Genomic DNA, 24,736 nt, shown 5'->3' with positions numbered 1-24,736 from the left:
GCAGAGTGGAAGGTCTCCCTAATAATCTTCGGATTCCAGATATTTGGCAGCAAGATGCAGTAAACCACCTCCTCGCCGGGCGAGATGTCGTGGTCAACGCCCCCACCGGCGCCGGTAAAACCTACATCTTTGAGCTCCTCGTGGAGCGCGGGCTGCGAAGTCAGGCAATCTATACGGTGCCCACCCGCGCGCTGGCGAACGACAAGCTATACGAATGGCGAGCCAAAGGGTGGAATGTCGGCCTGTGTACGGGCGACGTCGCCGACAAACTCGACGCTCCACTCGTCGTCGCCACGCTGGAAACGCAGAAGGCAAAATTTCTCCAGGGCAAGGGCCCGGGCCTCCTCGTCATCGACGAATACCAGATGCTCGCCGACGCCCGACGCGGCATCAACTACGAGCTCGCCATCGCCCTCGCCCCCCCCGGCACCCAGCTGCTACTGCTCTCCGGCAGCGTCGCCAACCCGGAAAAGCTCGTCAACTGGCTGCAATCCATCGGCCGAGACGCCGTGCTCGTCGAGCACAAGCAGCGCCCCGTGCCGCAGGACGAAATTCAGCTGCAAAGCCTGCCCGACTCGGCGCCCAACCACGTCCGTGGTTTCTGGCCGCGCATGATCGCCCGCGCTCTCGCGGAAGACTTTGGCCCGATCCTCGTGTTTGCGCCGCAGCGCCGCGAAGCGGAAAACCTGGCCGCCAAGCTCAGCGCCGCCCTCCCCCTGCCCGAGTGGCTGGAGCTCACCCACGAGCAACGTGAGATCGCGGGCGACGATTTGGCCAAGCTGCTGCGCAACCGCATTGCTTTTCACCACAGCGGCCTGAACTACCGTCAACGTGCAGGCCTCATTGAACCGCTGGCCAAGGCCGGCCAACTCCGCGTGATCGTGGCGACCACCGGCCTCGCCGCCGGCATTAATTTCTCCATGCGCAGCGTGCTCGTGACGGAGCGCGAATACAAGCACAGCAGCCGCACATTCCAAGTGCGCCCAGATGAGCTACTCCAGATGTTTGGCCGCGCTGGCCGCCGTGGCCTCGACGACAAGGGCTTCGTGCTCGTTGCCCCGGGCAAGCCTCGTATGGCCGAGGCCCGCCCACTCAGCCTCAAGCGCGCGTCGACGGTTGACTGGCCAAGCTTCCTCGCCGTCATGCATGAGGCGGACAAGACCGGTGTGGACCCGGTCAAAGCAGCAGACGAGCTGTCCGAGCGCCTTTTTACCGAGAACCGCCTGCGCCTCGGCCTCCGACGGCTTCCGCCCCCCGGCAAGAAGGCCAAAACCGTGGCCCAAGCCATGCCGCAGCGACGCCCGATTCCCTCCGACGAGTTGGCCAAAACCAAGTCCGGCGAGGTCTTCGAGAACGGCTTCGGCGAGTTTAATTTCCGCGAGCCGCAGACCAAGAAAATCAAGGAAATGCGCAACGAGCTCGGCGAGTGGGAGCGCCTCCGCGCGCCTACCAAGATCCCGCTCGAAGAAGCCCTACTCTACGTCGACGGCGAGTGGCGGTGTGCGCTGGAAACCCCCGAGTCGCTGGCTGGCGTGCAGGTGGGCAACCTCTGCCGCCTCAAGGGCAAGAAGCGCAAACGCTATGGCCGCCAAGTGCCGCTGGCCACCTTCCCCACCGAGGAGCGCAAGGGCCGCGTATCACTGGTCAAGTGGTTCCACCGCGCGCTGAAAGATTACTTTTTAAAGAACCTGCCCGACGACCGCCCTCCGGTCCGCCTTTGCACGCTGCAGCGACTGGAGGAAGTTTATGCGCCGCTGCTGCCGTATCTCAGCCAAGGCGGGCGCATGGTCGACATGGTTTACCAGGGAGACACCATCACTGCGCGCCTCGACTACGGTCGCGCCATGGTCTTTGCCCGCGTCGACTCCAACGGCAGCGCGCTAATCAACCCGCCACAACGCGAAGTTGTCCCACCCGCCTTCCCGACCTTTGCCCAGATCGCCAGTGGCGGCCACCCGGACAACGCCAAGCGCACCGCAGCCGAAATCTGGCTGCAGCTTGGCCTGATCGACGACTACAAGCGCCCCACCCGACGCGGCGTCGTTTTCAGTTTTTTCAATCACGGTGAAGGCCTCGCAATTGCCGCGGCTTTGGAGGATGAAACTTACGACTTGGCAGACCTGCTTTTCGACGTCGCCAACCTCCGCGCCGGTCACCGCTTCGAGCATTTTGACAACACCAGCAGCCGCCTCGGCAACCTTTGCCGCCTAACCTACCGCGGCCTCACGGCCTCCGGCTACCTCGATGGCGGTCTGCCCCCCGGCTACGGCAATGGCGCATCAGAGGTCATTGCGACGTTGCGCGAGACGCCCGACGCGGCCCACCGTTTCCTCGGCGACGAGCTGCGCCCCGGCGACATCGAACGCGCCAACCTGGAATGGCGCAGCATCCTGAACCACATCGCTTTCGCACCGGACTTTTACTGGGACCGCTGGATGGAATTCAAGGAGCTCGCCCGCCAATATGTTTTGAGCCACTTCGGTATCATTCGCCTCGCCGAATTACCCCCACTGACACCTGCCCAGCGCACACGCTTCGAAGGCACGATGGCGGTGTGATCAATGCTCTGCGTAACCAACAAACCCCGGCAGTAATCCTGCCGGGGCCGAGTTAAGCAGTCGCAGAAAGAAATTAGCAACGGCGGCGCGCGATGGCAAAGAGCAGGCAGCCCAACCCTGCAAGCATTGCGTAGGTCTGCGGTTCAGGCACCTGGCCCGTAACATCGACCGTAATTGCGTCCACGCCGTAATTAACGGTGAAGTTTTCAGGATCGGCGGCAACTCCGTTGAAGAGAACCGAGCTGAATGTTCCAGTAAAGTCTGCCGTGTCGTCTGTATCTAGAATAATCGTATACGTGCCGTCTTGGATGGTGGAACCAGCAATGTTCAGAGTGGCACCACTCTCGATGTTGAATGTGCCACCATCCAAATCGAGCAAGAGGCGCGCATTGTCTCCAGCGCCACCAGAACCGATGTAGGCTTCAAAGATACCAGTAGCGCCAATCGCCAGGCGCGTTAGCGAACCGGCAGACCCAGACATCCAGGTGAGGTCGCCCACTTCGGCACCGCCAACTGCGGAGCCGTCTCCACCTGGGGCCAAGGTCGTCCCTTCAAATGTAACCGTAGAGCTGTTGCGGCCATACCACGTGCCGTCACCACCAATCACTCCATTATTCAGCGCAAGATTACTTTGGGCAATCTGCATGTTCCCGCGATTGAGCAGGGTGGTATTGTCGTTCATCGTCAAACCGGCATTGAACGAATTATTGCGATTATCATTGGTATTGTTAACCACCATCGTACCTTCGCCTTGGAGGGTCCAAGCTTGACCATCCTGATAAATGCCGGAAAAGAGGAGGGTATTGCCGGTATTGACCGTAATCGGACGATTCGGCTGTCCGGTGTCTGGCACGTTAGTTGAAGTGAATTGAAATCTTGCCTTAATCTCATTCACACCAACGCCTGATGAATTGATGCCAAAAGGCTGGCTGCCAATGGACGCGGCAGAGCCGTTGAAGTCATAACGCCAACCACCGCTGCCATCTCCCACAGTGTCTTGAATTACCCAACCGGCATCCTCGAAGTTGACGCCCTGAACTCCCGTTCGAAACAGGCTGACGCCGGAGCTATTGACCATGTCAATTGTTTTGGAGGCAGCCCCCGAAGGCAGCACAAAGTAGTTATTAAAGTTTGGGGCGGTTCCTTCAAGCCAGTTGGCATTAACACCGAACCAAGTTGGATTGGTGGCATCATCGCCTTCCCAAGTAAAAGGTACGGCGTGAAGCGAGAAGGTCGGAACTGAAAAAGTGAGCACAAGTGTGCTAAGGATATTTATTTTCATGGGGGGAAAGAACTGGATAAAAGAAATTTAATACAATGTTTGATATTAACTTCTAGACCTAGAATTGCAAGCCACTTTGCCCAAATATGCAGATAAACCCACCCCATTTTCATAGACGACTCGACAGAACCGGGCGGATATGTGGAGTGCTGTTCCAGCTCTTCTTTTGGCGATTTTATCACTCATAACTTTCGGATATAGTTGTCAAATCTAAGGGAACCACTTCAAACTGTTCCCTTACCAAAAACCCAGTGACGGCAGACGAAAAACATAGGCACGAGTATTTTAAGCGCATCCGACGCGCCAAGCGTTGGCTGCGTCCCCTGCCACGTCGCGCCACCCTTCATCGCTACCCTGTATTGGGCTGGTTCGCCGGCGCCGCCCGCAAGCGATCGTATTTGTGGTCCTTCCGCCGGGAAGATGTGGTACCGGCAATTTACATTGGCTGCATCCTTTCGCTGCTCCCGATCTATGGCATTCAGGTGGCCACCGGGTTTTTGCTAGCCATCGTTTTCCGCTGCAACCTCATGGTAATGGTGGCGACACAATTCATTACCAACCCCATCACCGCAGGCCCCCTCTATCTAGCGGGGTGCTACGTGGGTTTGCTGTTTTTCCAAATGCTGGGGGCGGACATTCCCGGCGATTCAGTTTACGACTTTGCGATGCTGATTACCCACAACCTCAAGGATGCGTTCCTGAGCATCGTCGGGCCCAGCACCATGCGCGGATCAATGGAGGCGCTGTCGACCGAAACAGGCATGTCGCTGGCAGAGTTAGTAGGCCTGGGCTTCAAGGCGACCTTCATCGGCGGCACAATCATTGGTTATTTCATTGGCTTCTTCCTGAGCTTGATCTATCAATTCACGGCTCGTCGCGCCAGCGCCAAGATGTTCGATCTGCGTACCCAATACCACAAGGTGCGCTTGCGCGAAAGCGAGGCGCTCAAGACGGCGAAAAAACTGAAAAATATCCAACCGAATAATCCCTGATTTCTTTTTATGCGCCTGCGTCCGCTGTTGCTGCTTCTCCTGCTCACCATGCTCAACCTCGCCCACGCGGCGCCGAAGATCGATCTCGGCATCGATACCCTGCGCGAAAACGGCTTTGAGCACCTAAAGGGGAAACGCGTTGGCTTGCTTAGCCATCCGGCAGGCGTTGATAAATACGGGCACCCCAGCTGGCAGGTGCTTGCCCAGGCACCACAAGTTAATCTCGTTGCGCTCTTTGGGCCTGAGCACGGAATCGACGGCAAATACAAGGCCGACGAAAAAGTCGACCACGCCACCCACGCCCCAACTGGCCTGCCCGCCTACTCGCTCTACGGAGGGCACCGAAAGCCAACTGCCGAAATGCTCGCCAAGATCGATATTCTGGTGATCGATTTGCAGGACTTGGGCGTCCGCAGCTACACTTACATCAGCTGTATGAAGTACGTCATGGAGGCCTGTTTTGAGCGCAATGTGGAAGTCATGGTGCTCGATCGCCCAAATCCACTCGGCGGGCTGAAAGTCGATGGGCCACCAATGGTCAAGGAATACATGTCCTACGTCGGTGCCTTTCAGGTTCCCTATGTTTACGGGATGACCATTGGCGAAGTCGCTGTGATGTCCAAAAAGCAACCCGGCGTGCTGGATATCAGTGAACAAGCGCGCAAAAACGGCCGCCTGCTCGTTGTCCCCATGAAGGGCTGGCGTCGCGACATGCTTTGGCCGCAAACCGGCCTGAAATGGACGCCCACCTCGCCCGCGATCCCCGATCTCTCTGCCGCGATGGGCTACCCGATGACCGGCCTTGGTGCCTACATTGGCAAGTGGGGCCACGGAGTCGGCACAGAGTATAATTTTCGCATGATTTACTACCCGGGACACTCCCCGGAGGCGATTAAGCGCACGCTGGAAACTTACCGCATACCCGGCTTGGGTTATCAGGTGACTTCCAGCAAAAACGCCAAAGGCACAGACTTTCCGGGCGTTTATCTGCTCGTTACCGATTGGGACCGACTCGATCCCTGCGCCATCAGCGCCTACATGATGCGTCTGGCCTGCCAATGGAGTCCGCAGAATCCTTTCGTCCACATTGGTAACCAAAAAACGATTTTCCTGAAGCACCTGGGCGATCCACGCTGGCTGGAAGAGCTTCAAACCCGCGGCGCAAATGCACGCGTGGATCTGTTTCTTCAGGACTGGAAACGTCAGGCTATTGAATTCCAACAGCAGAGTCGAAAGTACTGGCTCTACTAAAAGCCAGCAACCCCTGAGCCATAAGCCCCAGAGCACACCAGGTAAATACCTTGTAAGGAGGTTGTAAAAGCATACAAGAGGCAAAAGGCCTCTTGATTTAGGGCGAGAAGGTGCTAAGGTTTACTTATTGTGAGGATTCTTTATTGGGATGATTCAGATGCGGTTCTTGAGAATGTAACTAAAAAGCTCAACAAACTGTGTCATAAAACAGTCACTGCTCGCTCTATCGAGGAGTGCAAATTAGCCCTTGAAAACAAGGAAGAACCCATCGACTTGTTTATTGCCGACCACAAGGCAGACGAGAGCGATGGCATGAACTTCATCATGGGAGCAAAAGCGACTGACCCCGAACTGCACGTCGTGGTGCTAACCCCGGCAATCTTGCGCTCGGAATACAATCAGCTACAAATGTGCGGCATTGAGGTGCTGAAAAAACCCATCCTCCTCGACCAAGTTGTGCGCCCCTTCTTGAGCCCCGATAAGCGGCGTAAGAAAGTTCAGCAACCCATGATTACTCCTGCGCCCACCAACAAAAAGGTCGGCCTGCTCGGCATTGAAAGCGATGACACAGAACCGGCATCAGAACCAGTTGCACCTGCGCTGACCTCAGCCAGTGATCGCCCTGACGGCATGCCCCCTCCCCCAGGTGCAACCGATGCCGAACCCCCGAAAAAACGTAAAGGCCTCACCCGTCTCTTTGCCCGTTCATAGACGGTATTCAGCGCACTCGCTTTAGATCTCGCATTGCGAAATACTGGCAGAACATTGAGCAAATGCCTGACTCGCAGGCAAGCAGCAAGCCGGAGTGGCTACGCATAATGAGGATTGCTCAACTCGTTGGGGCTGCAGCAAGAATCCGATCCACGGCATTGCCCTGGGCGAGGCGATAAAAAATCGCCGCTCCGCATGGGACGACGATTCCGGAAGTCAATGGCTTAAAAGCCTAGTCTTCGACCAAGTTGGCCTTGATGTAATCGAAGCTCATCTTAAGCGAATCGAAGGGGTCGCCCGGGCAGACGTCCTGCTCGACCATGTACCACAGGCAGCCAGCCTTATCGGCAGCCGCAATGATGCCCTTGAAGTCGAGGTTGCCCTGGCCAATTTCGCAGAACATGCGCTGATTGGAGGCAGCGACCTTATAGTCCTTCATGTGGAGGAGCGGCGTGCGACCAGCGACCTTGTTGACCCAACGCTCGGGATCACAACCACCGGCAGCCACCCAATAGGTGTCGAGTTCGGCCTGGATCGGGCACTCGTCGTAAATTTTTTCGAGGACGGTTTTGTCACCCATGCGCATGAACTCCACATCGTGGTTGTGGTAGGTCAGCACGAGATCGTTTTCTTCAAAGACCTTCACAGCGTTTTTCAAGTCAGCGATGAGTGCATTGACGGACTCTTCGCTCTCGAAGTCCACGTCGCGCGGGAACGGATAAGCAGTGTATTTGCAACCGAGCTCCTTCAGGCGGTCGCAGACCTTTTGCGGCTCTTCGCGGATCATGTCGCTCGGCTCGTGAGTCGAGCAAAGCACGAGGTTGTTCTCCTTGCAGAGGCGAACGATTTCACTATTTTCGATCGGGCCAAAGCCACTGACTTGAACGGCTTGATAACCGATTTCAGCGACTTTTTTCAAGGTCTTGGCGATGTCTTCTGGAGTTTTGCAGAAGTCACGCAGCGTGTAAAGTTGGACGGCAACTTGGCTGAGTTTCATTGAATGAGGTTAAATGAAGGTGACACTAAAAAGCCGTGCATTAAATGATCCTTGGATCCATGGTGCAACCCCAAATGCTTACACGTGTAGGGTAACTGGTTGCACACGCTCAAAAAACGCTCGCCGCTACCCTATTCGTCGAGACATCGGACAGGCTGCCCCTCAGATTACAAGCAAGTGCGCCCAAAATAAAACCAATCGCCCGATCGAATCCCTTGACGCGAGCCACGCCAGGAAGCGTGTTACAAATTACCGGCGAAATTGAGTTTCAACAAACGGACGCCAAGCATTAAAAATGAGCTTTCAAAACCGTAATCCCGATAATGATGGCGCGCAGGCTGATCAATAAGAGATCGATGCGCAGTGACCTCCCCCAGTGCAGACCTACAGGTCAGGCTCAAGCACGATAAAGCGCGGACATTTCCCGATAAGGGAAGTGCTTCCCTGGACAAACCGTGTGGTTGGCGCCATCCACCCACTTGTGCACCGTAAATGTGAATCTGGGATCAACACAGTTATCCCGCAGGTAATTGACCAACTGAATTAAGGAAGCGCGCTGCCGTGCCGTCGGTGCGTGGTTCTCGAAGTTGCCAACCAAGCAAATGCCAATGCCAACATCGTTCACCCGTGAATCCCTCACATGCCCTCCACGAAGCTGTTGGCGCCAACGTGGTCCGACTTCGATTTCGCCATCTCCTGAATCGATTCCATTACCAATAACAAAATGGTAGGCTAATCCATTCTCCATGCCACGGCGCTTGTGAGCAGCACCGTAGATCGCAGCATTACCTTGCTCAATTGCACTATGATGGGCAACAATGTAGCGCCAGCGGGAGCGGTTAATCTTCAGATTACGCGTAGCCTGAATCACAGGCGCCAGCACATTGCTGGAAACCGCGCCTGGAATAGTCAAAGTCTGTCCGGCAAAGATACGGTCACTGGTCAAACGGTTGGCGCGCTTCAATTGACTCACCGTGACCCCATAGTTTTGCGCAATTTCGCTAAGCGTATCTCCAGATTTGATTTCGTATTTCAATGGAGAAGCAGGCGCACCCCATAACGTTGGAGCAGCGATACAAGCCCCAGCACTGCAAGCCAACGCGAGAAATCGGCGACGGGTGATAGCGCTCTTGCTCAATAATTCAGACATGCTCGACTCTTTTCGAGTAAAATACCTCTGCAATGGTTACTGATCAAATCCTTCCGTCAAGAGAATATCCATTCACTATTATGGTCCTGACATCTCAAGCCGTAGTGCAGGTTTGAACAATCCAATACTGCAATTCCATTGCAATAAAAAATCCGTTTTACCTCACACGTAGACTATAGGACATGTCTTACGCCTGAAGCATTCGTTTACGGGTAAACTCGCGAGCCACTTGCTGATTGTTTTACAGTAAACAACCATCGGACATATGTAAACCGCTTTCGCGCCGCTTCACCGCGCAGTCTACTGGCCAGCACCCCCCAAAAACCACATGTCTATCGAATACATCACCATCCTCGTTTACTTTATCTTTCTCGTCAGCCTCGGCTTCATCGTCGCCAAGATGAACTCTACCGTCGATGACTACGTGCGCGGTGGTGCCAAAGGGACTTGGTGGATCGTCGGCTCAAGTATGTTTGTCGGCGGCATCAGCGCCTTTACGTTTACGGGTAACGCCTCAGCGGCCTTCAGCGCCGGCCCAACCTTTCTGGTCATTTACGCAGCCAACACAGTCGGCTTCCTGCTCTGCATGATTCTGGGGCCGTGGTTTCGCCAAACGCGCGCCGAGACGTGGGCCGACGTTTTACATGATCGCTATGGGGTGCCGGTGGAGCAGTTTTCTGCGATCATCGGCGTCATCATGTCACCGTTGGCCGCAGGTATTCAGCTTTACGCGCTGGCAGTCTTCGCGGCCTCGGCGCTCGATCTGCCGGTCGTGCTGCTCATCTTCATCCTCGGCGGCATCGCCATCACCTACTCCACCATGGGCGGGCGCTGGGGCGTGATGGCGACGGACTTCATTCAAGGCGTGCTGATGTTCGCGATGACCTTGCTCGTGTTTTACCTGTCGCTTAAAGCTGTCGGCGGCTGGGAAAAATTCATTGGCTACTTCTCGGATCCGCGTTTCGCCAACGACTTTAAATTCGTCAAAGACGCCGGTGAGTTTCATCAGGGCAAGTATAGCCTGAAATGGATCATCGTGATCTTCTTCATGCAGGTCTCGGGCTACATCAACCTCGGCACGGCCGGGCGTTTCCTCTCCGTGAAAGACGGCCCCTCAGCACGCAAGGCATCCTTGCTTGCCGCCGTGCTGATGTTTGTCGGCAGCGTGATCTGGTTTGTCCCGCCGATGGTCGCACGCTTCCTGTTTGAAGCAGACGTAAACGCGCTCGGCGTTAAAGAGCCCGCGACCGCCAGCTATTCCTACATCGCACAGAGCCTACTGCCCAACGGCCTCATGGGCCTGATGCTCGCCGCGATGTTTGCGGCAACCATGAGCAGCCTCGACAGCAGCCTCAACGGCATGACCGGCGTCATCGTGAAAAACATTATGCCGTGGGCGCGCTCGAAAATGGGCATGACCGAACTGACCTCAAAGCAAGGCGTGCGCTGGTGTCAATTTGCCACCTTGGCGCTCGGTGCCGCAATCATAGCGGTGGCGTGTGTCTTCGCCAGCCAGGATAAGCTGGAGCTCTTCGACGCGTTCCTGATGATCAGCGCCGTCATTGGCGTCCCGCTGGGCTTACCGGTTTTGCTCGGCCTGTGGATCAAGCGCATTTACTGGGGCAGCTACTTTGTCATCATCGGCGTTGCCCTGCTACCCTCGGTTTACTTCACCTATGATTCATCCGTCAACGGTGCCAGTTGGTCGATTCAAGACCGCATGATCTGGCTCTACGCCTTTGGCGTCATTGGCTTCATCATCGGCTACCCAATGTGGCGCTTCGCCAAGCAATCGGAGCGCACGCGCATTAATGAATTCTTCAAGCGTATGCATCGCCCAGTCGATTTCGCCAAGGAGATCGGTGAAGAAAACGACGCCGTCCAGCTGAAGCTACTCGGAGTCTCCTCCCTGGCAATGAGCGGCTTTGTATGCCTGCTGCTTTTCGTGCCCAATGAGTTCGCCGCACGGATGCAGATTCTAGCCCTGGCCGCATTTATGGCCATCATCGGTGCTGCATTGTTGGTTGGCTATGTGCGCAAATCCAAAGCGATCAAACCCGCCAACGCAACGGATGGCGCTCAGCTCAAGGAGGCCAACGCGACCTCGGCCAACAACTGCTGAGCGCTCATGCTTCACCCTCGTAAGACCAGTTGACAGCCAACCACCAGAGACTCAATGTGAAGGCGCTGATGGAAAGTGCCGCCAAGACCCCAACAATGGCTGAGGTAGCCGCCAAAGCCGGCGTTTCCAAGATGGCGGTTTCGCTGGCCTTGCGCGGCAGCCCACGTGTATCCGAAGCCAAGCGCAAAATGATCCTCGAAATCGCCGAGGCCATGCACTACCGCCCCAACCCGCAGGTGCAAACGCTCATGGCCAACCTGCGCGCCACCCGCCCAGTGGAAATGCATTCCGTCATTTCCTGGATCACCACCTTCGAAACCGAGCACGGCTGGGAAGAGCACCCAGTCTCCGTCGCCTACTTCAAGGGCGCCTTGCTCCGCGGCAAAGAGCTGGGCTACCGCATCGAGCCAATGTGGGCATTTTCCCAAGGTATGGGCGGCGCACGCCTCAGCGACGTACTTCAGGCTCGCGGTATCAATGGCGTCATCATCCCCCCTACCCCCAACACCGACACCGAGCTCGACTTGCGCTGGGAAGAATTTGCCACAGCTACCATTGGCTACAGTTTCACCCAGCCCAAGCTGCATCGCACCGCAGCCAATCTGCCCGACGCCATGGCGACTGCGTTGCAAAAATGCGAGCAGGCCGACTACCAGCGCATTGGCTTTGTGATCAATGCCGAGACGGACTCCCGTGTGAATCACTCCTGGATGGCCGCCTATCTGGCATGGCAGCACTTCATTGCGAAAAAGCATGTCGTGCCGATTCATTACGTGCCGAAAAACACACCCATCGAGCGCGACCTCGGAGCCTGGTTGACCAAGCATAAGCCCGACGTTGTCATCAGCCCTTACCGCGAGGTTTACGACTGGCTGCCGGAGCTTTTCGACAAACGTGTGCCGGAAGACATCGGCTTCATTTCGCTCAGCAAGGGAGATAACGGAACTGCCATCGCTGGCATCAACCAACAGGATGAGGCCGTTGGCGCTGCAGTGGTGGACTTGATTGTTGGCCAATTACAACGCAACGAAAAAGGCCTCCCCACCACACCTAAAATCGTCCTTACCGAAGGTAATTGGACCGACGGGCAATCCATTCGCTCCAACGCCCCCAAAGCGGACAAGAAAAAGCCCGCCGCCAAAACAAAGCGACAGGCTCGAAAGAAAGCGACTACCGCCAAAAGCTAAGGCACCTGAATCACACCGGCAAAGGTGTTAGAGAAATGCAGCTCGTCGATTGAGGTGCTTTGAAACCCGTTACCCCAGGGGCCCTGCTTCAGCAAGATGCTGTCGATCGTAAACGGCGTATCCGTCAGAGTGAGATCAGCGCTCGCAGTGGAGGGCTCACCAGCCGATAAGACCGGATCCACCCACACGTAAACTGTGTCCACACTCGCGCCCGGATCGACGCGAATGACGAAGAAATGCTCCGCGCTATAGCTAGCTCCGGTCAATGTTTGGTAGCTACCATTGGGCGTTTTCACCTGCCAATCGCCCGCTGCACAATACAGGCTCAGGCCATCTAAATCCATGGTGAACGATCGGCCCGAGGAGTGCTTGCGCACCAGAACCGAAAACCAATACGTGCCTGTCGTGGAGCCGAGTGTCTGCGCGAGCGAACGTTCCGCTGTCTGGTGCACGCCATCGGTGTCGTAGATGTTGAAGCGGTTGCCCGCCATCGGCAGATCAGTGTAGGTCAACGCATGTGGCCAATCCGTGCTGGTGCGAATCATTGTGACTCCTGCGCCGCCGACAAAGGTCCAACCACCGCTCCAGCCAAAGCCACCCGTGGCCGTGGTGATCGTGCCAGTTGAGTAGTCAAACCCCTCGTAGGTGAAGAGCCCGCCAGCCTCCGCGGCGCCGACGTCAATCGCGTCGCCAACCGGCGCGCTGTTGCCATAAAAGTCCAACGTGGCGGTAGCGGGATCTTCACCAGCATCGATGGCCGGCGAGTTACTTTGCAATGCAAAGTCATTGTTATCCGGGTCTACCCACAAAGGATCATCGGACGAGGAATTCGCTCCCTGCCCGGAGCCAGATCGATACGATGCGAGGTCCGTATAATCCGTGCCCAGCCAGCTCGCGATGATCTCCGTGCCATCCACGTTGGAGTCTTCTAAGATATTGTTGTCCGCCTCGAAGGTTTCTCCGGCGATGATGCCGGTAACCTTCAACCGGAACTTCGGTTTGTTGTAGCGCGGAGCCCACACGATGTTGTTCTTAAACTCGCCCGATACAGGCACCGAAATCCCGACGCCATAGTAGGAGTTATAAACCACGTTGTTGCGGATGATGATGTTCGCCATATCCGTGGACGGGTTTGCCGTGTTGCCAATCGTAATGCCGGCATTGTCCGCATGGTCGATAATGTTGTAGCGGATAGTGATGTCGTGCTGGCCTTTATTCTCCCACAAGCGAATGCCACCGTATTGGCCGATATCTTCGCAGTAATTGTATTCAATCACGACATTGCTCGAATAGCACGCGATGCCAAAGCGCCCTTGGTAAACGTAGTTGCCGGAGACCACACCACCGGAACCTTGCTCGACGATGATGCAGCCTTTGTTCGTCACTTTGGTTTCGCGCCGCACGATGTTGTTTTTAATGCGGAAGTCATTGCTCTCATAGCCCGCCTTGCCAGAGATTTGAATACCGTCGCCGCCCGGGTCTCCGCCAACATCGAAGAGATAATCGATCTCGTTGCCAATCGCCTCATAGCCGTCCGCGCGCTGCATGTAAATACCATCGCCTTCCAGGTAACTGAAGCGACTATCGTAGACTTTCAGGCGCGGTGCGCTGCAAGCGTGAACGCCCGAGCCAGCCGTCACATTATCCGAGCTCGCATAGTAAAATTCACAATTCGAAATCGTGTTATCCGAGCTCCCGGAGTTGAAAATGCACAGTGAATTATTGGCGATTTCCAGGCGCAGGCCTTCGATCACCACGAAGTCTTCACCTTGAAATTTGATGACGTTGTCGCGCTGACCGACTCGGAAAACCTTGCCCGAGATGTTAGGGCTTCCAGCGGAATCCTGCACGTAGAGATAGCCAGCGGAGTCCCAGTAGTATGTGCCGTCTGCCAAGGTCGCCACCGAGTTGGCAGGCGGGAAATACACACCGTCACCCACGACCATGCAGGTCTCATCAGGCAGCGCGATTTGGTAAACATCACCACCCAAATCCGTCCAACCAGATATAGGCAATTCAATCGCGGTCGTGAGCACCGGCTTCACGCCAGAGCCATAAGCACTGTAGGTTACGGGGTTGCTAGCGTTGCCTGAGTCAGGCAAGAGCGTCGCGTCCGCAAACACATCACCAGAGTTGAAGAGCACAGTATCGCCGGGCGACAAGCTGGCCGCATTGACCCGCGTGATGGACGCCCAGGCATTGGCGTCATCGAGGCCGGACAGCGCATCATCGCCTCCGTTTTTCACATAGTAAGTTGTCGCGCACAGTTGAGCGCCAGACAAGAGCAACAGCGCCGCACAGCATTGGCGGGCCGCCAAGGGTAGATCAAACATAACGAGTTTCTTCGTTGGGGTTTGTGTGATTCAAGCATCGCATCACCAAGACGCACGCCCGAAGGGGTTCGTTATGCAGCATGCGCAATGCGCACATCGCTCGCAATCGAGGTGGTGTTTTACGCGTAAATGCAAGGAGGCCAAATACGCAAAAAAGAAAAGCCGCCCCTACTCCAGAGGCGACTTCGCAACGAGTTTGCTGTGTAGAAAAAAGCTTACTGCCGGCGCCGAATCATTGCCACGATGAGCGCCAGCGCCGCAACGCCGAAGGCATAAGTCGACGGCTCGGGAATCACCGTCAGCATGCCCGTTCCAGTGAACCAATCGTCGTTGATGTTCGTAGCGCCGCTGCCAGTGGCGCCCCAAGTGCCGGCGCTTTGACCAACGGAATCGAAGAAGAGCCCGGCCACGGTTTCATTAACGCCATCGCCCAGCGTGATCGTCGAGAAGTTGCCGCTGAAGCTGCCGAGGTAAAGTGACGCAGAGTCGTCGATGGCATCCGTCACGCCGGTAATAATTTCCAGAGTCGCTGTGGAATCGACGGCCGATTGAGCAACCGTGACTGTGCCCGTGCCCAATGCGCCATCCTTCGCTGCATAGACAATGCCATTGCTGATGTTCACGCCACCGCTGAAGGTATTGTAACCCGCCGTCCCCGCAAAGCGCATCAGGCCAAAGCCACTCTTATTAATGGCGCCTGTGCCCGAAACGATTTCATTAAAGTTAACGCCATCGCGCGTGCCCGATGACAGATTGCTCATGCTGACATCCAACGAATCATTTAGCTGCACATTCACGTCGAAAACAATGCCCTCATTGGCAGTCGCAGGCGCACTGATATCGATCGAAGCGTTGCCCGAGGAGACGTCAAAGGTTAGCGTCGGAGTCCCGGCCGTCGGCGAGCGCAGATCAAAACCGCGTCCCGAAGTAGTCGCGGTAAGCTCAATGCGACCCAAGGTCACGTTAAAGACTGAGCCAGCGCCACCGGCATCCGTAGCAAGGTAAACATTACCGCCGCTGCCATAGAAGGAGTTGTTATCAAACTGGGCAACGTCGTCCACACCGTTGGGAACGGTGGTGTTTGATCCGCCATCCACCCAGCCGACGCCGGCACCAGTGTAAGTCCAGCTTTCGCCGTATGCATAGCCATCCCAGAGGGCGGAGGCAGCGAAAGTCGAGCTAGTGAGGAGGATGCCAGAGGCAATTGCGAGAGGAGTCTTCATACTTAGTGATATTAGGGGTGAATGTTTGAAGTTGTTGAGGCCAAGGTCGCTTCGACTGAAGCCAGCATTGGGATATATATGTTACATTGGAAAAATGGCTGTGTTAGCACAAGATAGTCGATTGTTTACGCGTAAATCAGCTGTCGGGCTGCTCACTCAGGCTGCTAAGAACGCGGAGAATGAGCCGACGGCGCGACTTGCTCATAGGTCGAATTTTCACCAATCGCCATGCGGTAGGCGTCGAAACGCAGGTGTGCCCCGGCTTCGTCCCCCTTCCATTTATTGGAGCCTTTATAGATGCCCATCTTGAAAAACGGGCCCTTGTTTTTGCCCTCATACCAAGTCGTGCCTTCGTAATCGGCAACGAGCTCGTCGTTTTTGTAGAGCTTCATCCAGCCGCCGTCGCCAGGTGCCTGAAGATTGATTTCCAAGACCCAATCAACCCATTTGCCGCGGTCTTCTTCCATGGAACCAAGGACGAATTGCTGGTTCGTGGTCGTGTGGCCTTCGCCCTGGTGACGCAGCTTCATGCGCCACTGACCGTTCGAAATATACAGGTGCGTCGGCGCACCACCGTCTTGAGGATATTCCTGGCCAGAGCCCCAGTCATGCCACTGCGTGACGATGCTAAACATCGTCTGCGAATCAAAATCTTCCGGCACAAATATGCTCCAGCCATAGCGGGCAACACCGTAGGCGGGCGAACGCTGGCCAACGACTTCCGTGCGCTCGCGCTTGCGGCTCAGTTGCGCTTCGTAGGCATAGTCGCCTTCGCGCACCGGCCACTTATCCTTGGAGAAAACTTCCCGTCGCTCGCCTTCCAAATTAGCGGACTCCGAGAAGTCACCGCCCTCAAAGTTCATCCAGTCATAGAGGCCTTCGCGGATGGCAGTTGCCGCTACCGGATCATCCTCACGCTGAATTTTCAGCTCCTTCACGGCCAGCTCGCAAGTGCTTGCAGACGGGCTATAGATTTCGAACTTCATCCAAGTAGATTCGCCCGGGGCAATCGCGGTCATTTCGGCTTGTTGCCCAGCCTTCAGCCAGCGGCTTTTATGCGTCAGCTCCTGCGCTTGCGCATCGGCATCCGACGTGGGGCGCTGGCGATAAAAGCGGAAGTAAGCTGACAGCCCATTGCGGCCTTCGAGCAAGGCCTTGGCGCTGCAACGTTGGCCAGGCTCGACCGGGAACCAGCGGCTCACGCAAACGGTGCCCTTTTCGCTCACGTCGCGAATCATCACTTCGTCTGCGCCGACTTTTGCGTAGCTCGCTGGCGAGGGTGCCGTCCCGGATACTTCCCAACCGTTGATCAGCTCGTTCGCTGCCCAGCCTGTGGTGGAGAAATCCATTTTCGCGCTCAAATCAGAGCTCGTCGAGGTAGCCACAGCGGCTTCGGTGGAAGCAGCAGCCGCGCCAGCGCCATCGGAAGTCAGCGTGATGCTTTTCGCGACGAGGTTCGTGGTTCCCGAGCTGGGGCTGTAAATCCAAACGCGCAGCTTCTTAGTGCCTGCAGGTGCCTTAGCGCTGAAGCTAATCGGGCTGCCGCCAGCCGGCACTTGCTTAAACCACTGGCGCTTTTCTCCGAGTGTGACGCTGCCCACGTTTGAAGCCTTCGCGGGCTTGCTTGAGGTGAAGGTCAGGTAAACAAACAGACCGCCCTCGCCCGTGAAGTCGGCCGTGAGTGTGTAGGTTGCGCCAGCCTGTGCGGGCAGCCATTGGATCGCGCCAAGGCCTTTAGATTTGCTATCGTCGTTTACCTGCAAGCCACCATCCGGCAGCACCTTTAAGCCGGGGCCGCCGGGATAGGCTTCCCAACCAGTAGGCAAGCCATTGGCGCCTGTATTGGCGAACGACGGATTCTCGATCAGGTTTTGCGCGACAGCTGGAGAGCTGGAGGCAAGGCCGATCAAAAGGCTGGTTAACAATGCAAGTTTACGAGTCACGTTGCGGACAAGTGGGGTTTGTTTCATGCCTAATGAATTCGCCGGAAACTGCAAATTGTAAACGCATCGAAATGTTTACGCGTAAACATTTCGCCAATTTGATTTTAAGCGACTAGCGTCGATAATGATACCCATGCAGCCTGTTGGCCCAATACCCCAGTTGAGAAAAACGATCACTCGCCCCAAGATGCTTAACCAAAAGAAGAAAGGTTTTGCGCTCGTCATTGCGCTGATGCTAATGGCGCTGCTGGTGTCGTTGATCCTCTCTCTCTCTTCGCTCACCTTGATTGAAACTGCGTCCACCACACATGCGGTCCACCAAATCGAAGCACAGGAAAACGCCAAGTTTGGACTGCTTGAAGCGCTGGGGCAATTGCAACGCTACGCCGGCCCTGACCAACGCGTAACTGCCCGCGCGGACATCAATGCCGCCAACACCGGTAACCCAACCTGGACCGGTGTTTGGGATGCGCGCCCAGCCGATCAAAACAACCCCACCCACGCCGCTGCGCCCGCTGATAACCAGCCGATGACCTGGCTCGTGAATGGCGACGCCGCTACCCTTTCTCCCGTCAACGCCCCCGTGGTCGACCCCGCCAATGACAATCAAAATGTCTGGCTCGTCAGATCCGTGCTCGGCGCCGATCTCTCCGCAGAGCGCCAAGTCAAACTTCAGTCGAGTGAAATCATCGATGAAGACTCCAACGGTCGCTACGCTTATTGGGTAGGTGATGTCGGCATCCTCGCTTCGTTGCCCGTGGTGGATGAATCGCCAACCGCCGCCTCAGGCTCCGATGAGCAAGTTCGCAAACTAACGCTGGCCTCGGAATTTGGCGGCGAGCTACTCACCTCGCTCTCCGCAGTTTATCAAAAGCAATCGGAAAACGAGTCCGCAGCACAAACGGAATTCCGCGAAAAAATCGCGCGTCTCTCTAACTACGAAGAGCTCCTTCTCCTTAGTTCGGACGATGCCGACGTCACCGCGCAAAGCGTCGCCGACCTGCAAGGCGATGTCAGCGTGCACAGCAGTCTCGGCGTCCTCGCAGACACCCTTCGCGGCGGCTTGCGACGCGACCTCACCCGCGGCTTGAGCACCGATCTACCCATCACGACCGAGCCCGCGCAATCGGAAATAGGCGACGATCTCGCCATCGACTTCGGCAACTACAACGACGCCGGCGAGCGCATTTTACCGGACCCCGGCCCAGTGGGACAAATTTCATGGCAAAACACTTACACCGCACGCAAAGAGCCCGCCGCCCCGACCTGGGACTTGGTTCGTTCCTTCGTAGAGAACCGCGCAAGTTCCAGTGGCGCAATGGACCCCGTCTTCGCGCCGTTCAACAACCTTGAGCGATACAGAGTGGAGCCATCCACCACGCATGCAATCATGCCGATTCTCACCCTCCTAGATTTACGTTTCGGTGTGGATTTGTCCGGCGCGAATTACCGACTGGTGCTTCAGCCCGCCATCGTTTTATGCAATCCCTACAACGTGAAGCTCAATTCTGCAGACTACTGCGTGATGTTCAAGCCACGGGCCAACAGTAAAAAGAATCCAGCGCCTCCCGGAGTCGTATTTCAGGCGTTCATGGATAACAGCTCGCCGAAAACCACCGTCGGCCCCCTCCAGTTCGATAGCCAACTCGGAAGCTTGGAACTAGCCTTCAACATCACGGATTCGTTCGAGCCGGGCGAAGTGAAGATCTATACACTGCCCGTCGATACGCTCATGGATAGCAGCGCTGGCGGTGTCATCGATTTGGAAAATAATTATACCACCGCCAATATCCTAATCGATACCGGCATCGCGATTGACCCACTCCTCATCGCCGTAGACTCCACTGCGAAAATTGAGCTACAGGAAATTCCACAGCAACACCCCGCAATCACGCTGGCCGGCGGTCACGCCAGTCCGAATTATTTTCCCACGCCCACTCAGGTGCTCCACTACACCGAAACCGAGTCGAGCCGCATGGACATCAAATTCAACAAGAACACTGGTGATAAATATAGCTCCAAACCCTACGCGAGGATGGCTTACTTCGAGGGTGCTAATCCGACGGATCCTCCGAGCCCGCCGACCGCATCCCTGACTTTGATCAGTTTCCGTTTTTCCATGACCACGCCGTCCAATGACTACCTGAGTAACGGCAACCAACCCGGCGACAGCAATCATCTGATTCCCGATGGCCACCCTGCCCGCAACTCAAATGGCGGCACCTACAACGAGAAAACAGCAGGCATGCGCTCGCTCATCGATGCCAATCCACGCGCCCCGATGGCTCAACGCCTCGGCGGTTGGGACAACAGCCCGCTTTTCCACTTTGATAGCTATCGCGAAGCAGATTACCAAATTCCTGTCGCAGCAGACTTTGAACACGCCTTCTGGGGAGGTAGCATCGAAGACGATGGCAACGGCTCCAGCGAAGTCATCCTTTTCGATGTGCTGCGTAAGAACGATGTGCTCGTTTCATTCGGGCAGCTCGCGCATGTCAATTGGGGGACCGGCGGCAAGCATCCCGCCTACCCGCTCGGTAACAGCTACGCCTCCATTTTTTATGAACACAACGCCCGCGATTTTTCCTATGCGCTCAACGAGGCGCTCTGGGATCGCTTCTTCTTCTCCAGCCTGCCCGAGGCCATCGTTAACGGCGAAGACATTGACTTGCCTAACACGCGGCTCGCGATCTACGACGGTGACACGACTACGAGTCTGACCAGCCTCACCGGCATGGGCGGCTATGAAAAAGCAGCCGCGAACCTGATGATCAACGGCGCCTTCAACGTCAACTCGACCTCGGTCGAGGCCTGGGCTGCCTTCCTCGCCGGCGTGCCGCAAACTGACTACGGCTACGACAACCCCAGCGGCACCGCGCAAACTGATGACGACGTGCGCCCCTACCTGCGCCTCCGCCGCGTCCACTCGGCCGACCCCCGCGCCGACCAAGGCCAGCTGTATGAATGGTCCGGCTACCGCACGCTGAGCAATGACGAGCTTTACCAAATCGCCGAGCAGATCGTCATTGGCATTCAAGAGCGCGGACGTCCGTCGCGCAGTTTGGCGGAGTTCTTCAACCGCGATCTGAATCAAGCTGCCACCGACCCACGTAACCAGAAAGGCATCGTCCAAGCGGCGATTGACTACGTGGTCAACCAGGACGACCCGACCATCGACAGCCCTGGTAAGAAGGTGCTCGACGACCTGCCCGGCGTCATCGCCGCCAACTCCGTAAACAACGCGCTTGTGGTGGAAGAAACCTTCGTCAACGCCGACAACGCTGATGCCGCCCGCGGCAAACTCCGCGCCACCGGGGCCCCGGGCTTTCTCATGCAAAGTGATTTGATCACGCCACTGGCTCCGGCGATGAGCGCACGCTCAGACACTTTTGTCATCCGCGCTTATGGCGACTCGCGCAACCCGCTCACTGGCGAAGTCCAAGCCCGCGCCTGGTGCGAAGCCTACGTGCAGCGCCTGCCTGACTACGTTGGCCGCGAGCCCGCCGAAACCGCCTTGGCCGATCTGCCCGCCAATTCCCCCAGCACAGAATTTGGCCGCCGCTTTGTCATCACCTCTTTCCGCTGGCTCGCCAATAACGAAATATGAAACCGCTCCTCAAACTTTGCCTGAGCCTCCTTGCCGCCAGTTGCGCGTGCCTTGCCCTACGCGCCGAACCAGAGAAAGTGCCGTGGGTCAACACCCAGTTGAGCATCATCTGCTGGGACGCCGAAATGCAGCTGTCCTACCCCGGCTACGAAGGCGACAAGCCCATCGTTGCCCCGATGAAAATGCGCTCGCAACGCATGCAGTATGAGGGGCCGGCAAACTTCGTTTTCAGCGGAGCCAAATCGTTGGACGGCGAAGCCATCGGCCCAGCAATTCCGATGACCGACGTATCGCTCATTCCCGGCAGTCCACAACAGCTGCTCATCATCATTCCTGGTCCGGAAAATTCCGGTTTACCCTACCGCACGCTCGTCATCGACGACAGCTACGAACAATTCCCGCCGCAGTCCGTGCGCCTCATCAACTTCACTAACCACACTTTTGCCGGGCAACTGAGCAAGGAAACCTTTCAACTTACACCGCGCGCGGAAGCCGTAGTTAGCCCACAGTCGTTGAAGCCGCCAAAGTTTCTGGCACCGTTTCGCCTCGTTCGCAAAATCGAAGACGACAATTCCTGGCGTCCGGTCAAATCCACCATTTTCCCGCTCCACCAGCAAATGCGACTACTCGTGTTGCTCTTACAAGACCCACAACGTCCCTTCGAAGTAAAGTTCGTCCTCCTGCGCGATGAAACAACACCCCAAAAGTCGACAGTGGAATCCGAAAGCGAAGTCGCGACGACTCAATAGATGACCAGACCGGCTGGTCCCCGGGGCAAAAGGCAGATTTTTCTATCGAAAACTTAAGCCTATATTGTTAAAGACGATGTGTAATCTTAATAATACCCTCACCCCATGAAAATTAAGCTTTCAATTATAGCATCCCTCGCCATGCCGTCGCTCGTAATGGCGCAAACCATTCTGATCAATTACACGAACTCCTCAAATACCGTAACTGGCCAGCCGGAAACCTGGAACAACTACACCGGCACCCCGCAGGGCTCCAGCATCGCTAACTTGGTTGATATCAACGGATCTCTGACCGGCATTAGCATGGAAACGACCAACGCGTTTGCGGGCGTTAATTCGAGCGGTACCACCAGTGCTTCCGCCCCCTATCCGTCAACGGCAACGGGCACCTCTTTCTACGATGCCAATGACCAATGGACAAACCCGGGTGATGCCATGGGCGTGCTGGAATTCTCTGGCTTGGACGTGAACAAGACTTACAGCTTTACCCTCTATGCTTCGCGTATCACCTCAGAAGACCGCTCCACTCTCTACACCCTGCAAGGCGCGAATTCCGGCTCGGACACGTTGAATCCCTCCGACAATGTGACCAACACGGTATTGATTTCCGACATTGCGCCAACCGCAGGCGGCATCATCACCTTAACCGTCACCCCCGGAGCCACCAACGCCAACAGTAACGACTTCATCTACCTCGGCGTTGCGGAAATTTCCGCCATCCCCGAGCCTTCAACCATCGCCTTGGGCATGGCAGGCATCGCCTTTGTGGGGTCCATTTACTGGCGACGCCGAAAAGCATAACATCAGTTACGTGGCGAACCATGCCACAACAAAGAACCTAACCGGAGCGCCGCAATCCCAGCTTTTTCTTACCTTGAAAGCGGACCATCTGGGGCTCAGCAACCATCGGCTCGGCCTCGGGCAAAACCTCCAGGTGCGAGGGCTCATTAGTCTGCTTGATCGCTACTGGCAATGACTGGGCCAAGTGCTTCTGGGCGGCCTTAGGACCATCGGCTGCCTCAGGCTCCACCGCTGGAAAACTCAGCCGGAAACACGTGCCGCAGACCTTTCCAGGCAGGCATTCCACCTGTCCGTGCATGGCCTCGGTGATGCGTTTTACGATCGATAAACCAAGCCCGGTTGAGGACTCACCACCTGTCGGGCGAGCGCTTAGCCTGGAGAAACGTTGAAAGAGTTTGGCGCGGTCATCTTCAGTAAAACCAGGTCCTTGGTCAATGACTTCGAGAATCGCGCAATCATTGTCCTGCCGACTCACCACACTGACCTGCGACCCCGCAGGCGAATACTTAACGGCATTTGAAATTAAGTTGTCCAGCACTTGCCCAAGCGCACGCTCATCAACCTGAGCACGGTTGAGTGGGTGCTCGATATCTATACGAACCCTGGTGCCTTTATCATTGGCTTTGAAGCGTGCGCTTTCCACGCATTCTTTGGCAATGCCACCCAGCTCGAAGATGCCATTTGTCAATGGATAGTCCCCCTGTTCGATGGCGTTCAGATTGAGCAAATCGTCCAAAATACCAGCCATGCGTTTGCTGGACTTAATAATCGTCCCGATCTGCTCCAGAGCCTCCGGCGGCATATCATCACGTAGCGCGAGCATCTGAGAATAAGCGTCTACGAGGCCCAGTGGATTGCGTAAATCATGGGCGACAATGCCCAGGAAGTGATCTTTGTCCTGATTGGCAAAATGTAGTTTGCGATTGGCGATGGCCAGATTACTCATCGCCAGCACCTTGGCTGTTACCGCGCGTTCACGGGTCAGTTCAAAGGTCAGCGCAATGGTGAACAAGAAGGGGCCGAGCCCCAGAAAACCAAGCCCGGTAACAAGCGTGCGCCACTGTGGATCGTAGAGCGGGCTAAAGTGCACGCCCATCATTTCGACCACAAAGTAAACCGTCAAAATGCCTACCGTGACAAAAGCCCAGCCCCAGGCAGCCCGCGCGCTGATCATCATCAGGCCGCAAAGAGGAGCCGCCGCGAGCCAAGCCGCCGCGTGCGCCGAAACGCCCCCCTCGCCATAAATCATCACGGTGAAACCCAGGACGAATACGCCCGTAAGCCAGTTACCAGTGAAAGATAAAGACAGGCCAGCCCGAATCATTGGGATCGCCATACCAATTGCAAGCAGCGCCACCAGGATCGTCACCACGGCAAACCAAAAATCAATCGCCACAAATAAGCCCACGTATCCCAAGCCAAACACGATGCCCAACAGCGTGAAAGCGCACTGCGTTCGGGCCAAACGAGCCTCCGTAGACTCACCTTCCTCACACTTGGCAATTGAGTCCAAAATGCTCCCCCAGATTTCGGCTGTCGGCGACGGTCGCACCAATGGTTGGTCAGTTTGATTGGTCACGGAAGATGGCTGGTTAGTAGCTTGTCTTTTCGATGGATAACACGCCTCGTAAAACAGACAAATCTCTATACGACAAATAGCAACTACCGTTAAGCTGTAATCAGCCAATCTGAGGTAAACGTCTATCAGGATTGCCCGTACCTACCTACCTCTATAAGGCCCTAGCCCTAGCCATGTTACGCTATATTCAAGTATGCTCCATGAATCTGACAACAACGCGTAGCGGCAGACCCTTCCACCCAACTCAGCAC

16 protein-coding genes are annotated in these 24,736 nt (G+C 56.1%); 9 read left to right on the top strand and 7 right to left on the bottom strand.

The window, feature by feature from the left end; translation table 11 throughout:
• The first annotated feature begins 5 nt into the window (after positions 1–5).
• Entirely contained in the window at positions 6–2,558 is a 2,553-nt protein-coding gene (locus RBB62_RS14705) for a DEAD/DEAH box helicase (protein WP_309399738.1), read from the top strand.
• Positions 2,559–2,631: 73 nt separating this feature from the next.
• Here RBB62_RS14705 and RBB62_RS14700 read toward each other — a convergent pair whose 3' ends face one another.
• Positions 2,632–3,840 (bottom strand): PEP-CTERM sorting domain-containing protein, encoded by a 1,209-nt coding sequence (locus RBB62_RS14700; RefSeq protein ID WP_309399737.1) that lies wholly within the window; start codon positions 3,838–3,840, stop codon positions 2,632–2,634.
• 251 nt (positions 3,841–4,091) lie between these two features.
• On the opposite strand from RBB62_RS14700, the gene RBB62_RS14695 reads away from it, so the two are divergent.
• The 3 genes from RBB62_RS14695 (at position 4,092) to RBB62_RS14685 (ending at position 6,794) form a co-directional block, all read left to right on the top strand.
• Positions 4,092–4,832, top strand: coding sequence for a DUF2062 domain-containing protein (locus RBB62_RS14695; RefSeq protein ID WP_309399736.1), 741 nt, complete (start codon positions 4,092–4,094; stop codon positions 4,830–4,832).
• 9 nt (positions 4,833–4,841) lie between these two features.
• Entirely contained in the window at positions 4,842–6,083 is a 1,242-nt protein-coding gene (locus RBB62_RS14690) for a DUF1343 domain-containing protein (protein ID WP_309399735.1), read from the top strand.
• 129 nt (positions 6,084–6,212) lie between these two features.
• A complete protein-coding gene (locus RBB62_RS14685) occupies positions 6,213–6,794 on the top strand; it encodes a response regulator (protein WP_309399734.1) in 582 nt (193 codons plus the stop codon).
• A gap of 232 nt (positions 6,795–7,026) precedes the next feature.
• Here RBB62_RS14685 and RBB62_RS14680 read toward each other — a convergent pair whose 3' ends face one another.
• Complete coding sequence (locus RBB62_RS14680; protein WP_309399733.1) at positions 7,027–7,791, bottom strand: sugar phosphate isomerase/epimerase family protein; 765 nt, start codon at positions 7,789–7,791, stop codon at positions 7,027–7,029.
• Positions 7,792–8,188: 397 nt separating this feature from the next.
• On the bottom strand, positions 8,189–8,941 hold the full coding sequence (locus RBB62_RS14675; protein WP_309399732.1) for a LysM peptidoglycan-binding domain-containing protein: 753 nt from the start codon (positions 8,939–8,941) through the stop codon (positions 8,189–8,191).
• Between the two features lie 328 nt (positions 8,942–9,269).
• Between RBB62_RS14675 and RBB62_RS14670 the strand changes: the two genes are divergently transcribed.
• Positions 9,270–11,063, top strand: coding sequence for a sodium:solute symporter family protein (locus RBB62_RS14670; protein WP_309399731.1), 1,794 nt, complete (start codon positions 9,270–9,272; stop codon positions 11,061–11,063).
• A gap of 29 nt (positions 11,064–11,092) precedes the next feature.
• Positions 11,093–12,250, top strand: coding sequence for a LacI family DNA-binding transcriptional regulator (locus tag RBB62_RS14665; RefSeq protein ID WP_309399730.1), 1,158 nt, complete (start codon positions 11,093–11,095; stop codon positions 12,248–12,250).
• Here the strand turns inward: RBB62_RS14665 and RBB62_RS14660 are convergent.
• The 3 genes from RBB62_RS14660 to RBB62_RS14650 form a co-directional block, all read right to left on the bottom strand.
• Positions 12,247–14,583: a right-handed parallel beta-helix repeat-containing protein gene (locus RBB62_RS14660; RefSeq protein WP_309399729.1), complete on the bottom strand. Its 2,337-nt coding sequence runs from the start codon at positions 14,581–14,583 to the stop codon at positions 12,247–12,249. The genes RBB62_RS14665 and RBB62_RS14660 overlap by 4 nt on opposite strands.
• A gap of 215 nt (positions 14,584–14,798) precedes the next feature.
• A complete protein-coding gene (locus RBB62_RS14655) occupies positions 14,799–15,806 on the bottom strand; it encodes a PEP-CTERM sorting domain-containing protein (RefSeq protein ID WP_309399728.1) in 1,008 nt (335 codons plus the stop codon).
• 164 nt (positions 15,807–15,970) lie between these two features.
• The gene (locus RBB62_RS14650) at positions 15,971–17,776 is read right to left on the bottom strand and encodes a polysaccharide lyase family 20 protein (protein ID WP_309399727.1); all 1,806 of its coding nucleotides are present in this window, start codon (positions 17,774–17,776) and stop codon (positions 15,971–15,973) included.
• Between the two features lie 160 nt (positions 17,777–17,936).
• On the opposite strand from RBB62_RS14650, the gene RBB62_RS14645 reads away from it, so the two are divergent.
• The 3 genes from RBB62_RS14645 to RBB62_RS14635 all read left to right on the top strand — a co-directional run bounded on the left by RBB62_RS14645 (position 17,937) and on the right by RBB62_RS14635 (position 22,906).
• A complete protein-coding gene (locus RBB62_RS14645; protein ID WP_309399726.1) occupies positions 17,937–21,356 on the top strand; it encodes a hypothetical protein in 3,420 nt (1,139 codons plus the stop codon).
• A complete protein-coding gene (locus RBB62_RS14640) occupies positions 21,353–22,105 on the top strand; it encodes a hypothetical protein (protein ID WP_309399725.1) in 753 nt (250 codons plus the stop codon). The genes RBB62_RS14645 and RBB62_RS14640 overlap by 4 nt, the downstream gene beginning before the upstream one ends.
• Before the next feature lie 105 nt (positions 22,106–22,210).
• Positions 22,211–22,906, top strand: a complete 696-nt coding sequence (locus tag RBB62_RS14635) for a PEP-CTERM sorting domain-containing protein (protein WP_309399723.1) — start codon at positions 22,211–22,213, stop codon at positions 22,904–22,906.
• Between the two features lie 37 nt (positions 22,907–22,943).
• Here RBB62_RS14635 and RBB62_RS14630 read toward each other — a convergent pair whose 3' ends face one another.
• Positions 22,944–24,485: a sensor histidine kinase gene (locus tag RBB62_RS14630; protein WP_309399722.1), complete on the bottom strand. Its 1,542-nt coding sequence runs from the start codon at positions 24,483–24,485 to the stop codon at positions 22,944–22,946.
• Positions 24,486–24,736: the final 251 nt, after the last annotated feature.

This window comes from Cerasicoccus maritimus, from assembly GCA_031296935.1.
Lineage (GTDB): Bacteria > Verrucomicrobiota > Verrucomicrobiia > Opitutales > Cerasicoccaceae > Cerasicoccus > Cerasicoccus maritimus.
Note: the sequence above shows the minus strand (reverse complement) of the source record. Positions and strands in the feature narration are given on the sequence as shown.